Here is a 15,053-nt window from a genome sequence, read left to right as displayed (position 1 = left end):
ACTTGCCAAAATTCTGTTATTTTTTTGTTAGTATTTTGATTTTTTAAAAATATTTTTTTGGAATTTTAAATATTGTTATTTATATTGCTGGTCCAACTGAAAGCGCCACAGATCATAATCTTCAAGCCGTCCTGCCGCATATTCTTTATGACCCTGAAAAATATCCAACACGGAATTCAATGCTCCGGAAGAAACAAATCTTATTTGATATCTTATAAAATTTCCAAAATAATTTTTATAAGAGTATATTATGACAAATGATGAATTGTTCTCATAGTAGTCGCCGGTTACAAAAGTCCTGCTCAAAGGGTCGTATTTGCGGACTTTTTCTGTTTTATCCGAATCGTTAACATATGGGATAATTTTTTCTATATTTCCGTTATTGGTCATCCAAATTATCAGAACGGACCCACGATCTTTCCACTTTTCAACGTAAAGTATTTTGTGATTAGCGTCTAAACCTGCAATTTCAGCGATTCTTCTTTCATTCTCCGGAGTAAGATTGTTAATCATTTGAAGTGTAGGTTTGGATAGTTTAAAAAATGTCAAACCAAATAGTCTCGTGATAACCATTATTGTGGCCGATGCACAAAAGAACGCAAAAGTCAAAATTATAATCATCTTTTTTGTCTTTTCTTTCATTAAAATTACCCCTTAACAATAAAATTATAAATTTTATTGACAGATAAATCAAAATTCAATTTATTTTACGTGTGTATTTATTTCTCTTTGTCCTGCAAGTTATCACTTTTTCTATAAATATAAATGATTGCGTCTTCAGCAAATATGTTTTATAATTTGCCTTTAGATAAGGGTAAAAACTATGGCTAATCAATTTATTTATATTGTTCAAGCATCCAAAGAGTTGTCATTTTGTAAAATTGGCAGAACCGACGATTTAGAACGGCGATTGAAAGAATACAATAATATGACAGGAAAATCCAAAGATAATATCTATGAATACCTATTTACTTGCGAAGTATCGGATATGGTAAAAATAGAAAATGTAATCAAAGTAAAATTTGGTCATTTGAGAGAAGATAAAAGTAAAGAGATATATTTTTATAATTCAGGGCTGTTTGAGCAATATGTCAATTTTATTAAATCCCATAATTTGTTCGTGAGAGAAACATTTATAAAACTTGAACCTAAAAACAAAATTGTAAAAATCAAAGTTGTCAAAAAAACAACTCCATCATTAGAAGAACGGGGACTTACAAGAGAAAATATTATAACAAAAGCGAAAAAAATAGATAATGACGAATTTTATACAAGGTATGAAGACATAAAAAAAGAAATAGAAATGTATGACGCAGAAATATGGTGTGATAAGGTTATTTTTTGTAATTGCGACGATGCAGTAGATACTAATGAAACGGGACACAACCCTCGTAATACTTCTGCCTTTGCATTATACTTTTTACAAAACTTTCAAGAACTTGGGCTGAAAAAATTGATATGCACACATTATAGCGGAAAGGTAGATTTATTCAATCAGGGTTCAGCCGGATACATATTTACAAAAGACGGATTTTCAGAGTTTGGCACAAAAGAACATCCCAAAGGATACACGGGAAGTTTTGCCGATCCATTGTCTATAAAAATACTTAATGAAGAGGTGGATATAGTGTGTACAAATCCACCATTTTCAAGAGCAATAGAATATTGGAAAATCACCATTGAAAGTGGTAAGAAATTTTTGTTTATATCTAACATTGTCAATATCTTGAACACAGCATTTATTCCATATTTCAAAAACAATAAGGTATGGCCGGGATATAATAGTGTAGATTGGTATCTGAACCCTAAAAGAGAGACAGTAAGGGCTGCAGGACATTGGTATACAAATCTGCCAATAAACAATAGACCTAAATATAAACAATTAAAAATAATGCCGCTGAAAGATATACCCACACAATATAAAAAGTATGACGATAGCGGACTGCTATTAGTTGACAATAATTTTATCCCTGAGGGATATAAAAAAAGCTTTGGGGTTTCTTCTCGTCCGTTATTGAATGGATTGCTGGAAAAGGGATATAAAATTATAAACGATAAACAATACATTCCTTATATTAACGGAAAACCAACTTGGTCAAGAATAATAGTCAGAAAAGTTTAGAATATTCTTATCTTGCAATTTACCATCAAGTTAATCAATAGTCACTTGTATATTTTTCCCTTGCAAAAACCGTCAAAATATAATACATTTGTATTCCTAAAGGATTTTAAACTTTTTAAGGAAATCCAAAATGGATATTTTTGATAAATTACAAATTCTTGCCGCTTCAGCAAAATACGATATCGCATGCACTTCAAGCGGGACTTCGGACAATTCTATAGGCAGCGGCAGTATCGGCAGCAAATGTCTTGCAGGTATATGCCACAGCTTTGCCGCCGATGGTCGCTGCATTTCTCTGCTGAAAGTTTTACAGACAAATATATGTACATACGACTGCAAATACTGCTTAAACAGGAAATCCAACGACAAAATTAAAAGAGCCTTTTTTAAGCCCGAAGAATTGGCGGATTTAACCGTACAATTTTACAAACGCAACTATATTGAAGGTTTGTTTTTAAGTTCTGGAATTATCGGAAATCCGGATTATACATGCGAACTGATGATACAGACATTGACGCTTTTACGCAAAACGTATAATTTCGGTGGATACATACATGCAAAAGCAATTCCGGGAGCAGAAAGCAAACTCTTGCGGCAGATTGGGCTGCTTGCCGATAGAATGAGCGTAAATATAGAAATGCCTTCACAAAAAAGTCTTACTCTTCTCGCTCCAGATAAAAGTAAAAATTCAATTCTCAAGCCGATGGGATTTATAAAAGAAAATATATCCGAAAACAGCAGAGATTTAACCGTTTACAAAAAAACTCCGAAATTTGTTCCCGCAGGACAAAGTACGCAGATGATCATAGGCGCTTCACCTGAAACAGACATCCATATTCTAAAACTGACAGAAAGCCTTTATAAAAAATTTAAATTGAAAAGAGTTTTCTTTTCAGCTTACATTCCCGTATCTGACAATTCCATGCTGCCTTCATTAGACACAAATCCACCGCTTTTGCGCGAACATAGATTATATCAGGCCGACTGGCTCATGCGATTTTATAAATTCAACGCCGATGAAATACTTGATGATAAATCGCCGAATTTTAATCCTTTTTTAGACCCTAAATGCAATTGGGCCGTAAATCATCCTGAATTTTTTCCCGTAGAAATAAACAAAGCATCTTACGAACAATTACTGCGCGTACCGGGAATAGGCGTAAGAAGCGCTCAAAGGATAATCATGGCAAGAAGGTATGGTGGACTCAATTTTATCTCTCTAAAAAAACTCGGCATAGTTTTAAAACGTGCTCAATATTTCATAATATGCAAAGGCAGAAAAAATGATAGTTTGATAATAAAACATGACAATATTTTGAAGTCCTTAATGTCAAAAAAAGAATTTGATATGTACAAAAACGAAAAATATCCAAGACAGATTGATTTTTTTGAAAAACCAAAACTTACGCACAAAAAGGAGCATTTATGGCTGAATTTTCCACACGTAACATAATTTATGATTATGACGGTACTTTTGAAGGTTTTTTATGCTGCGCTTTTGAAAGTTTTACCCTAAGAGAAATTCCAGCAAACATATTAAATCAAAAAGATTTTCAACCCGGACTTTTTGAACATTTTAATATAATAACTGACATAGAAAAAGCAAACCTCGTTAAAAAATCAATTCAGAAAAAAATGAATGCAGAAACGCTTGTTTTTTTGGAAGATGCGCTTTTAACGTCTCTTAAACATAAGGAAATGTTTATGCTTGATTTTATGCGCATAGGATATAAAACTGGCAGAAAAATAATTAATATGCTTGCTGACGATACGGTCATTATTCTGACAAAAGCCGTAAAACAAATGACACATGAAGCACATAAGTTTACTGGGTTTACACGTTTTTCCGTACATGGCAATTTACTGATCGCAAAAATAAAACCTAAAAATTTTGTATTACAGCGCATAGTACCGCATTTTGCCGCCAGAATGCCTAATGAAAAATTTATAATTTACGATGAAACACATAATATGATATGCGCTTATGCAAAAGGCAAATACGTTATTTCGGATATTTCCGATATTAAAATACCTGAAGCCGAAGCCAAAGAGTATCATTACCGAAATCTATGGGAAATGTTCTATGACACAACAGCCATTGAAGAACGCAAAAATCCAAAACACAGAATAATTCTCATGCCGAAACGCTATTGGAGCAATATGACTGAATTTTAACCCAATTTTGTCATTAGGCTAAAAATTTCCTAATGACCGCCAAATAAACCTTCCCGACCGTGAGGTCGGGGAGGTCTATTATGTGTTTGAGCTTTTACAGTATGCCGATTAATTTTTTTATTTGTTTCTTTTTGGCTTTGACTGCTTTACGCTGTTTTTTTTGTCTTCTTCTTTTTTTGATTCATCTTTTGAATCTTGCGCAGGCTTTGCTTCTGGATCTTCTTCAGATTTTGCTTCGGGCTTTGTCTCAGGTTTTGCCACAGACTTTGCCGTAGGCTGAGTCTGTTTTTTTAGGTTGTTTATTTTATCTTTCTGTTTTACTGATTCAATCTTTGTCTGCTTAGTCCTCGTCTGAGCAGACTTTGTCTGTGCAGCAGGTTTCATTTGTTTAGTGGACTTTTGTTCAGGCATTACCTGTTCAGTTTTAGCCTGCTGGGATGGTTTTTGCGCAGTCTCAGCTGCTGTTGAAGGACGGCTTGTAACATTTTGCTGCATGTTTTGCGTCACAGTCTGCTGAACAGTGCTTTCAGATCTGGCAGGCATTGCCTGTTCGGTTTTTTTGTCAGTTTGAACACTTGTGTTTTTACGGTCATTATCAATATCAGGTTTTGGTTTTGGTTTTGCCTGCTCATTTGTCTGTTGATGTATGGGCTTAACTTCAGTTTTAGATACCGTCGTTACTGTTTGTACAGGCTTATTAGCCTCAGGCTTAGCATGACTATCATATTTTTGAGCCGTATCTCTTTTAACTGCATATCCTGCAGGCTTTTTATGTCTGGCAGCTTCTTCGTTTAAAAATCTTGTTATTTCTGCATTTTTTGAATAATGGACAGCGGTCCGAGCCTTTTTATTTTGGACATCAATATGTGCTCCCTGTACAACTAAAAATTTTACTCCGTGCATATTTCCGCGTTCAGCAGCAACCATTAAAGGGGTAAACCCATCATTATCTGCTGCATTCAACATTTTTTTATTGTAAGGATAAACAAATTCTAAAACTACAATGTCGTTTCTTTCTGCGGCATAAAACAGCAGACCTCGCCCTTTTGCATCTACCACGGAAACATTGGCTCCTGTTGCAATTAAAAGCCGCATAGCTTCAATATTTCCAAGCTTGCAGGCTTTAATTAAAGCGTAATCAGCGTTGCGTCCTGCGATTGGTAAACTTCTTTTTGCTGCGCCGTTATCCAAAAGATATTTTAAGACGGCAGTATCGCGTTCCCTAACGCTGTCTTCAAGAATATTTGGCGCAAAAATATAAGCTCTGTTTGAAACCAAAAGGCGCACCATTTTTAAATCATTCTTACGTACAGCCATTTCAATAGCGGTTTTATCGTTAGCTTTTAAATTTATGTTTGCCCCAAATTTAATAAGGTATTGTGCTACAGCAGTATTTCCATGTTTTACAGCTTCCTGTAAAGGTGTTGCTTCATATTGCGGGCTGAAAAAAATTTCGTTAACATTTTCTCCTCGGCTTAACAAATGTTGAATATCACCAAGATTGTTAACACTTACGGCATAAATTAACGGGGTCGTTGCGATTTTGCGGTTATGATGAACGGAAACGGACTGGGGCATCGGAGCGGGCAAAGGCACGGCTTCCTGCACAATTACCGTTCGCATGGCACACCCTATAAAACCGGCTAAAAAAAGAGCTGACAATAAAAAACAAATTTTTTTCATAAGTATCTCCTAAAACAAAGTTTTTTAATTTGACATATGATTATTTTAGCTTTTATTACGGCAAATTCAAATTGCTAATGCAGCAGCAGAATAAAAATCTCTTCTTGCTCTGTTGTTAAGCCAAAAACTGTTTCAGTAGACCAATGACTGCTTATTTGATTTTCTATTTCTTTTCTTAATGCATAACTCTTTAAAACAAATTTCTTGCAGCTTTCTTATATGTTTTGTTCAAAAACAGAATTTTTCGCTTTAATTATTTTACTACTTTGATTTTTCATGTATCCCACTGCTTCGGCAGCTGAAACTCTTTTTCTCCTTTAAAGACTTAACAGCGGCGGTAAGGCGGCAAGAATTAGCAGATATTTCAACTTTGCTTTCTCAAACAACTACAAGTACTGCATTAGCATGTTGAACTTAGCTCGTACAAAAATTTGACAATAACATAATAAGTTTATATAATCCTGTAAAGTTATTAAGTTCTTTTTGTTAGATTAAGTTTTTGCGTATTGAAATATTTCGCATAAAGTGATTTGCGGGATATTTTATTTTTATACTTTAAATAGTGATACTTATCACTATTTAAAATATTATAACGGTCATTATTTAAATAAGTTCTAATGATATAAATATACTGTCATAATTATATTCATTGCTTGTTATTCGTAATGATAAGCACCGTTAAGCGGACTGCAAACTGTTTATATTTGCGGGCTGCGTTTTTTATAAGTTAAATAATAGTGAAATAAATCACAAATAAATATAAAAGGAGAAAGAAGTATGGAAAAAGAAACAAATTACCCTACTGTTGACAGTGTTATGGCTCTTGAAGAGCTTATTGCGCGTGTAAAAAAAGCGCAGCTGATATTTTCAACTTACCCGCAGGAGCATGTTGACAAAATTTTTAAGGCGGCAGCGGTTGCTGCAAATCAAGAACGAATCAGTCTTGCCAGAATGGCTGTTGAAGAAACAGGTATGGGCGTGCTTGAAGATAAAGTTATAAAAAATCATTTTGCTTCAGAATACATTTATAATAAACATAAAAATGCAAAGACCTGTGGAATAATCAAAGAGGATAAACCCAATGGCATTAAAATCGTGGCGGAACCTTTAGGTGTAATAGCGGGAATCGTGCCTACAACAAATCCCACTTCGACGGCTATTTTTAAGTCTTTAATTTCTTTAAAAACCAGAAATGCCATAATTTTTTCTCCTCATCCTCGGGCAAAAGCCGCTACGATAGCTGCAGCTAAAATAGTTCTTGAAGCGGCCATAAAAGCCGGAGCGCCTAAAGACATTATAGGCTGGATAGATGTCCCCTCTCTCGAATTGACCAACATTCTTATAACTCATAAAGATATAGCCACAATTCTTGCAACCGGCGGGCCGGGAATGGTGAAAGCCGCTTATTCTTCGGGAAAACCGGCTTTGGGCGTCGGCGCAGGAAACACTCCTGCCATTATCGATGAGACAGCAAATATTCAAACGGCCGTATCTTCGATACTTATGTCTAAAACTTTTGACAACGGCATGATTTGCTCTTCTGAACAATCAATTATAATAGTGCAGGACATTTATGATAAAGTTATTGACGAATTAAAACTCAGAGGTGCATATATTTTAAATGCGGAAGAAAAAGAGAAAGTCGCAAAAACGATAATTATTGACGGCAAATTGAACGCAAATATCGTAGGGCAGCCTGCAACGAAAATAGCACAGATGGCAGGAGTAAGCGTGGCAACTGACGTGAAAGTTCTTGTGGGAGAAGCCGAAAAAACAACAATCGACGAAGAGTTTTCCCACGAAAAACTCTCACCCGTAATAGCAGCGTATAGAGCGGAGAATTTTGAAGACGCGGTTTCAAAAGCTCATCAGCTTGTGGAACTGGGCGGAGCGGGACATACAGGCGTTCTTTATACGGATGAAAGAAAGTCCGACAGAATAGATTTTTTTGCCGGAAAAATTCACGCCGGCCGTATTCTTGTAAATTCTCCATCTTCGCAGGGCGCAATAGGAGATTTGTATAATTTTAAAATAGAGCCGTCTTTAACCTTAGGCTGCGGTTCTTGGGGAGGAAATGCCGTGAGTGAAAACGTCGGAGTAAAACATTTACTGAATTATAAAACAGTTGCAGAAAGAAGGGAAAACATGCTTTGGTTTAAAGTTCCTCCGAAAATTTATTTTAAGCGCGGCGCGACGGATTTGGCTTTGCGCGAACTTGCAGGGAAAAAGCGCGCTTTTATAGTAACGGACAGATTTTTATTTGATTCCGGGTCGGTGTATAATATTACAAGAATAATTGAAGAAGTTGGAATAGATTATCAAATTTTTTTCGATGTAAAGCCCGAGCCAACGCTTTCAACTATAGATGACGCTTTGCAGATGATAAGAACTTATCAGCCGGACGTTATAATAGCTTTCGGTGGAGGTTCGCCGATAGATGCCGCAAAAATTATGTGGCTGATGTACGAACATCCGGAAACGGATTTTGATGATATAGCCATGAGATTTATGGATATAAGAAAAAGAATCTGCTCAATTGCTGATTTGGGAACAAAAACAAAACTCGTCGCCATTCCTACAACTTCGGGAACAGGTTCTGAAGTTACGCCATTCGCTGTTATTACCGATGATAAAACACATATAAAATATCCTATTGCCGATTATGCTCTTACACCGGACATGGCTATTATAGATCCGAATTTTGTAGATTCTATGCCTAAAAGTTTGTGTGCAGCTTCGGGGATAGATGCTTTAACACATGCTGTAGAAGCTTATGTGTCAGTGCTTGCTACAAATTTTACAAACTCACCGGCGCTTGAAGCTGTAAAATTGATATTTAGATATCTGCCGCGCTCTTATAAAGACGGTAAAGACGATCCGATTGCAAGAGAAAAAATGCATTATGCATCCACTCTTGCCGGCATGGCTTTTGCAAATGCGTTTTTGGGAATATGTCATTCTATGGCGCATAAGCTCGGAGCGGCATTTAATATCCCTCACGGCATCGCAAACGCTTTACTGATAAATCAGGTAATACGTTTTAATGCTACTGACTGCCCCAAAAAGCAGGGTATATTCCCCCAGTATAAATATCCGAATGCCAAAACAAAATATGGACAAATTGCAGATGAATTAGACCTCGGAGGAAATAATGATGATGAAAAAATAGAACTGCTTTTAAATGCCATAACCACGCTCAAGCGGGAAGTGGGCATACCTCTTTCAATTAAAGAAGCCGGCATTCCAGAAGACAAATTTTACGCTAAAGTCGACAAACTGGCGGAACTTGCTTTCGATGACCAATGCACCGGAGCAAATCCAGTTTATCCGCTTGTAAAAGATTTAAAAGAACTGCTTATAAAAGCATATAATGGAGAAATATAAAAAATGAAATTATCTGACAAAGTAATTAACAGGCTTACGTTGTATCATAATATTCTTGTCGGATATATGGAAAAAGGCGTCTATAATATCACAAGTCCGCAGATAGCGCTCCTGCTTAAAATAGATGCCTCGCAGGTAAGAAAAGATTTGAAGCTGCTTAACAACAGCGGAATATGTAAAGTTGGATATTCGGTAGTTGAGTTAAAAAAATCCATCGAAAATTTTTTAGGTTTTGTCAAAACCAAAGAAGCATTTATTGTCGGTGCAGGAAATCTCGGAATGGCTTTGGCCAAATACGATAATTTTGGACTTTACGGATTTAATATATTGGCTCTTTTTGATAACGATCCGCTAAAAGTCGGACTTTCAATAAATAACAAAGAGGTCCTTCATATTTCAAAATTGAAAAGTTTGGCGCAAAGTTTAAATGTAAATATTGCCATTTTAACCGTACCTAGACAATTTGCACAATCCGTTGCGGAATTGCTTGCAAAATCCGGTATCAAGTATATATGGAATTTTTCTCCATGTGTCATAGAAGCAGCGGAAGGTGTTGAAGTGTGGAATGAAAATTTAATAGGAAATTTCTTACAGTTTACGATTAATCACGGACAATGACGCGTTTTATCATGTAAGTCTTCGGGAAGCCATAGCCGCAGGTCGTGTCGGCGGCTTGCACTGGCTTTTTGTTGGGTTAAAGTATTTTTCCAATTTTAATTTGAAATCCTTCCTAAAACTAATCCGCTTTTAAATCTTAATTAACACGGCTTTTAAAATTCAAATAAATGCCATTTAATAAAAGACTGGGAGAATTATATATAATGTATGTCGTTTGGAAAGGATTATCATGAAAATAAAAAAATTAATTCATAAATTTAAGAAAAGATGGAAATGCCGCGGCGGATATTTAGATTTTTTTAAAATCGCACTCCCTCTTATAATTTCAACGGGCGCATGGGCAACACAAACTTTTATAAACAGATTCTTTTTAGCTTGGCATTCAAAAGAAGCTTTTGCCGCATCTCTGCCTGCCGGCGTATTGAATTTCTCAATTATGAGCATTTTTGTAGGCACTATAACTTATGTTGATGTATTTGTTTCACAATACTACGGGAAAAAGGAATATATATCGATAGGACCTTCCGTTTGGCAAAGTTTTTATTTAGCATTTATAGGCGCTTTTATATTGCTTCTAATCTCTTTGTTTTCTGAAAAAATATTCATTTTTATAGGACATGTCCCTGTTGTAGCTGCTGAGGAAATAAAATATTTTAAAGTTTTATGCTATGGGGCATTTCCTTCTTTAGCGGCTTCAGCTTTGTCAGGATTCTATGCGGGAAGAGGAAAAACTAAAATAGTTTTGATAGTGAATGTTATAGGTATATTGGTAAATATACTTTTTGATTATTTTCTTATTTTTGGAAAAGCAGGCTTTCCGGAACTCGCAATAACCGGAGCCGCGCTGGCAACAATTATCGGCGCAGTTACAATGTTTATAATATTTGCGGCGCTTATTACCTCAAGAACAAACAATAAAATTTACAATACGAGAAAATTAGTGCCGGATTTTACTTTCATAAAGAGACTTCTAAAGTTTGGTTTTCCAAACGGAGTCCAGCTCTTTTTTGACATGTCAGGATTTACTTTTTTTGTTCTTGTAATAGGCACTTTAGGAGAACTTGAACTTTCAGCTTCAAACATTGCACTTAACATAAATAATTTGGCTTTTATGCCGCTGATAGGCTGCGGAATTACGACTTCAATACTTGTGGGGCAGTTTCTCGGAAAAAATAAAGCTTCTTTAGCTGAAAGAAGTGTGTATACGGCTTTACACATTATATATTCTTATATATTTATTATGGTGTTGGCTTTTATCTTAATTCCAAACCTGTTTATCTATCCATTTTCAAAAGGTGCCGAAGCCGAGATAATAGAACAGATACGTCCCATGGTGATAAACCTTTTGAGATTTATTGCCTTATATTCCGTTTTTGACCCTATGAATATTATTTTTGCTTCCGCAATAAAAGGCGCAGGAGACACTGCTTTTGTCATGAAACTGCTGATAACCTTATCAATTTTTTTTGCAGCAGTACCTATATATATAGTTGTAATAATTCTTAAACTTGGTTTATATGTCGGCTGGAGCATAATGGTTTTATACGCCATATCTCTTGCTTTGTCTTTTTATTTCAGATATAAAACGTACAAATGGAAGAAAATGCGCGTTATAGAAATGGATATAATCAACGGATAAAATGTGAGATTGTTTTATTGTGTCTTTTAAGGTAAACTATAAAAAATATTAAAAAACGCCGAGGTGGTGGAACGGCAGACACGCAGGTCTCAGAAGCCTGTCCCCGCAAGGGCGGTACGGGTTCAAATCCCGTCCTCGGCATTTTAATTTTTTTATCTTTTTATAATAACGCTTTACGATGATAAATTGTATTTGCATTAGCGCAAATAAGAAAAAATCTTCAAAATATATGCAGACATATATCAACAAATAGACAATATTAGATAAATTTAATTATTTCCCAAAGTGATAATAATGAAAAACACATTATACACAAATGACAATCTATATATTATGAACGGGATGAACAGTCAATCTGTGGATGCGATATATTCTTACATATCTGTGCCGCAATGTGTGCATTGTGTTATCATATCCCCCGACTATATTCTTTTATCTATGATAACATATATTATTTCTCTCTTCAAAAATCACCGTTTTGACGGCTCGTGAAAATTTGTTAAACAAAAACAATTTGATTATAATTATTTAAGGCTTCATAGGTTTTTAATTTTTAACCATTGCTTGTTTTTGAATAGAGAATTCTTTAATATAAAAAGTAACATAGTTCCTTCCCCTGGTGTTTTCCTGCATGCAAAAGCAGATAATTCTATTTTATCGACGGAATACAAAATTGACAAACAGAAAATTTATCAGACTAATAAAAAACTCTGTGCCGGAAATATTTTTTCATGCATTTCGCATGAATTTTCACGATAATAGATTCTGTTATTTACTGTACTTTTTAAAAAATAAATATGGTTTTTGATTTTAACGGTTAAATTTAGTAAAATTGCTTTACATTTCAGTAAATTTTATAAATTCCCTAAGATTTAAAAAAATTTACAGAAGAGAGGTAAATAATTATGCAGGCTGTTATTATGGCTGGGGGATTTGGCACAAGATTAAGGCCTATCACATGCAGTATTCCTAAACCTATGGCGCCAATGGCAAATAAACCGATGCTTTGCCATATTATTGACCTTCTCAAGAAACACGATTTCAAAGATTTAACCATGATGCTTTATTATCAGCCTGAAATAATTACTGATTATTTCGGAGACGGAAAAGACTTAGGCATAAAAATAAAATATCTTCGTCCAGAATCGGATTTGGGAACAGCCGGCAGCGTAAAATATGCCCAAAAAAATATTGATGATACTTTTATAGTAATTTCCGGCGACGTGCTGACGGATTTTGACCTTTCAAAGGCTGTAGAATACCATAAAAAGAAAAAAGCTGCGGCCACGATGATTCTTACCAGAGTAAACAATCCTCTTCAATTTGGAGTGGTGATAACAGATAAAGACGGCAAAGTCGAAAGATTTTTGGAAAAACCGTCATGGGGCGAAGTTTTTTCTGATACGATAAATACCGGAATTTACATTTTAGAACCAGAAATTTTCGACTATATTCCTCAGGAAAAATCTTTTGATTTTTCCAAAGATTTATATCCTTTGCTGCTCAGAGAAGGCAAAGCCTTGTTCGGCTATATAGCTGAAGGTTACTGGAAAGACATAGGCAATCATGATGAATACAGGCTCGCTCAGTACGATATTCTTGACGGAAAAGTAAAAATCAGCCTTGATGGAAAAAAGATAAAAATCGGCGGAAAGGAAATTCTTACCGGCAGAAATGTAGTTATAGGCGATAATGTAGAAGTTGACGAGCAGGTTCTGCTCGGTGACAACGTGGTTATAGAAGATGGAGCGAGAATTTCCCGTTCTGTTATCGGTTCAAACGTGAGGATCGGCTCAGGTGCAGAAGTTCTTGGCTCTATATTATGGGAAAATGTATTTGTAGGAACAGAAGCTAGATTAAAAGAAGACGTGATAGGCAATTCCACAAAAATCGGCGACAGAGTCGTTGTTCAAGTAGGTACGATAATTGCTGACGAATGCCGCATAGGAGCAGACGCCATAATAAGGACAAATCTCAGAATCTGGCCGCATAAAATCATCGAAGCAGGTGCGATTCTTTCAAGCAGTCTCGTATGGGGAGAAAAATGGAACAAAGCTTTATTTAACGCTTACGGCATAACCGGGCTTGGAAATATAGAAATAACCCCAGAATTTGCGGCAAAAATCGGCTCAGCTTACGGAGCATATATAGGAAGCTCTTCATATATATTGACGTCAAGAGATGACCATCGCGCTACAAGAATGATAAAAAGAGGAATTATTTCGGGGCTTCTTTCGGCCGGAGTAAAAGTCGGAGATTTGAGAAGTTCTCCCATCCCCGTTGTAAGATATGAAATAGGAAACGAAGGCGAAGCCGGTGGGATTCACATAAGGCAGTCGCCTTATGATCCGCGGCTTGTCGATATAAAATTTTTTGATTCAAAAGGCAGTGATATTTCAATAAATCAGGAAAAAGCCATCGAACAGCTTTTTTTTAGGGAAGATTTTAAACGCGCTAACATGAACGATGTCGGCGAGATTACTGTCCCGCCGCGCGCAGTAGAATACTACAAAACAGGATATTTGAACACTATTAAAAAAGGCAAAATCAGAAACTCTAAACAAAAAATTGTCATAGACTATGCTTACTCGTCGGCTTCTATGATATTTCCCGCAATTTTGGGAGAATTGAATATTGACGTAGTTGCTTTAAACGCTTTTACGAATTCTTCAAAAATTACTAAATCTCAGGAAGAGTTTTCCAATTCACTTAGTCAACTTTCAGATATTGTCATAACTCTTAAATCTGACGCCGGATTTTTGATAGATACCGGCGCTGAAAAGTTATTTTTAGTCGATGAAAAAGGAAAGATAGTGCCAGACGATTTGGCAACGCTTATAGCCGCGTATCTGGTAATGAAAACGCATAAAAATGTAGTTATTGCTGTTCCCGTAAATGCTTCTTCCGTAATCGAAGAGCTTGCCGAACGGTTTGGTGCAAAAGTTAAAAGAACAGCTACAAGTCCGAGAAATATAATGAACGCGGCCAACGACAAAGGAGTAACTTTCATAGGAGACTGTATGGGCGGTTTCATTTTTCCGGAATTTCAAAATACTTTTGACGCCATGTACGCCATTGGGAAAGTTATTGAAATGCTTTCAGAGGAAAATTTGTCGCTTAGCAGAATAAGCCGTGAAATACCTTCTTTTGAAGTTTTGCATAAAGCGGTTCCGTGTTCATGGGATAAAAAAGGACAGGCGATGCGCAAAGCAATTGAAGATGCAAAAGGCAAAAAATCCGAACTTATAGATGGGGTAAAAATATATTTCAATAACGGTTGGGTTCTTTTGGTTCCCGATCCTGATGAAGCATTTTTTCACATCTGGGCCGAAGCCAGAGATATATCCACGGCTTCCGGATTTATTGAAATGTACGGCGAAAAAATCAAACAATGGCAGGAATAATTCCAACTCAATATTTTTAAGATAATTA

The 15,053-nt window shown here is 35.8% G+C and carries 9 protein-coding genes and 1 tRNA gene; 8 read left to right on the top strand and 2 right to left on the bottom strand.

From position 1 onward, the window contains the following. Positions 1 to 75 precede the first annotated feature (75 nt). Complete coding sequence (locus LBD46_05135; protein MDR2426546.1) at positions 76 to 642, bottom strand: hypothetical protein; 567 nt, start codon at positions 640 to 642, stop codon at positions 76 to 78. Between the two features lie 181 nt (positions 643 to 823). Between LBD46_05135 and LBD46_05130 the strand changes: the two genes are divergently transcribed. The 3 genes from LBD46_05130 to LBD46_05120 all read left to right on the top strand — a co-directional run bounded on the left by LBD46_05130 (position 824) and on the right by LBD46_05120 (position 4,297). Beyond that, positions 824 to 2,122, top strand: a complete 1,299-nt coding sequence (locus tag LBD46_05130) for a GIY-YIG nuclease family protein (GenBank protein ID MDR2426545.1) — start codon at positions 824 to 826, stop codon at positions 2,120 to 2,122. Positions 2,123 to 2,252: 130 nt separating this feature from the next. Beyond that, positions 2,253 to 3,575, top strand: a complete 1,323-nt coding sequence (locus tag LBD46_05125; protein ID MDR2426544.1) for a putative DNA modification/repair radical SAM protein — start codon at positions 2,253 to 2,255, stop codon at positions 3,573 to 3,575. After that, positions 3,548 to 4,297, top strand: a complete 750-nt coding sequence (locus LBD46_05120) for a TIGR03915 family putative DNA repair protein (GenBank protein ID MDR2426543.1) — start codon at positions 3,548 to 3,550, stop codon at positions 4,295 to 4,297. The genes LBD46_05125 and LBD46_05120 overlap by 28 nt, the downstream gene beginning before the upstream one ends. A 117-nt stretch (positions 4,298 to 4,414) precedes the next feature. Here LBD46_05120 and LBD46_05115 read toward each other — a convergent pair whose 3' ends face one another. Continuing rightward, the gene (locus LBD46_05115) at positions 4,415 to 5,980 is read right to left on the bottom strand and encodes an ankyrin repeat domain-containing protein (protein ID MDR2426542.1); all 1,566 of its coding nucleotides are present in this window, start codon (positions 5,978 to 5,980) and stop codon (positions 4,415 to 4,417) included. 777 nt (positions 5,981 to 6,757) lie between these two features. Between LBD46_05115 and adhE the strand changes: the two genes are divergently transcribed. From adhE to LBD46_05090, 5 genes are all read left to right on the top strand, one after another. Then, positions 6,758 to 9,364 (top strand): bifunctional acetaldehyde-CoA/alcohol dehydrogenase, encoded by a 2,607-nt coding sequence (adhE, locus tag LBD46_05110; protein MDR2426541.1) that lies wholly within the window; start codon positions 6,758 to 6,760, stop codon positions 9,362 to 9,364. 3 nt (positions 9,365 to 9,367) lie between these two features. After that, on the top strand, positions 9,368 to 9,982 hold the full coding sequence (locus tag LBD46_05105; GenBank protein ID MDR2426540.1) for a redox-sensing transcriptional repressor Rex: 615 nt from the start codon (positions 9,368 to 9,370) through the stop codon (positions 9,980 to 9,982). Positions 9,983 to 10,211: 229 nt separating this feature from the next. After that, positions 10,212 to 11,621, top strand: a complete 1,410-nt coding sequence (locus tag LBD46_05100; protein ID MDR2426539.1) for an MATE family efflux transporter — start codon at positions 10,212 to 10,214, stop codon at positions 11,619 to 11,621. Positions 11,622 to 11,678: 57 nt separating this feature from the next. After that, a tRNA-Leu gene (locus LBD46_05095) sits at positions 11,679 to 11,762 on the top strand. Positions 11,763 to 12,526: 764 nt separating this feature from the next. Further along, entirely contained in the window at positions 12,527 to 15,025 is a 2,499-nt protein-coding gene (locus LBD46_05090; GenBank protein MDR2426538.1) for a mannose-1-phosphate guanyltransferase, read from the top strand. Positions 15,026 to 15,053: the final 28 nt, after the last annotated feature.

The sequence above is a fragment of the Candidatus Endomicrobium procryptotermitis genome, assembly GCA_031279415.1.
Taxonomy (GTDB): domain Bacteria; phylum Elusimicrobiota; class Endomicrobiia; order Endomicrobiales; family Endomicrobiaceae; genus Endomicrobium_B; species Endomicrobium_B procryptotermitis.
The sequence above is the reverse complement of the archived record's forward strand: the minus strand, read 5'-3'. Positions and strand labels throughout refer to the sequence as shown.

Excerpts from the sequence above, each read along its gene's own strand:
- LBD46_05135 (MDR2426546.1), bottom strand. The coding sequence starts at position 642 with ATGAAAGAAAAGACAAAAAAGATGATTATAATTTTGACTTTTGCGTTC.
- LBD46_05120 (MDR2426543.1), top strand. The coding sequence starts at position 3,548 with ATGGCTGAATTTTCCACACGTAACATAATTTATGATTATGACGGTACT.
- LBD46_05115 (MDR2426542.1), bottom strand. The coding sequence starts at position 5,980 with ATGAAAAAAATTTGTTTTTTATTGTCAGCTCTTTTTTTAGCCGGTTTT.
- LBD46_05090 (MDR2426538.1), top strand. The coding sequence starts at position 12,527 with ATGCAGGCTGTTATTATGGCTGGGGGATTTGGCACAAGATTAAGGCCT.
- LBD46_05105 (MDR2426540.1), top strand. The coding sequence starts at position 9,368 with ATGAAATTATCTGACAAAGTAATTAACAGGCTTACGTTGTATCATAAT.
- LBD46_05100 (MDR2426539.1), top strand. The coding sequence starts at position 10,212 with ATGAAAATAAAAAAATTAATTCATAAATTTAAGAAAAGATGGAAATGC.
- LBD46_05125 (MDR2426544.1), top strand. The coding sequence starts at position 2,253 with ATGGATATTTTTGATAAATTACAAATTCTTGCCGCTTCAGCAAAATAC.
- adhE (MDR2426541.1), top strand. The coding sequence starts at position 6,758 with ATGGAAAAAGAAACAAATTACCCTACTGTTGACAGTGTTATGGCTCTT.
- LBD46_05130 (MDR2426545.1), top strand. The coding sequence starts at position 824 with ATGGCTAATCAATTTATTTATATTGTTCAAGCATCCAAAGAGTTGTCA.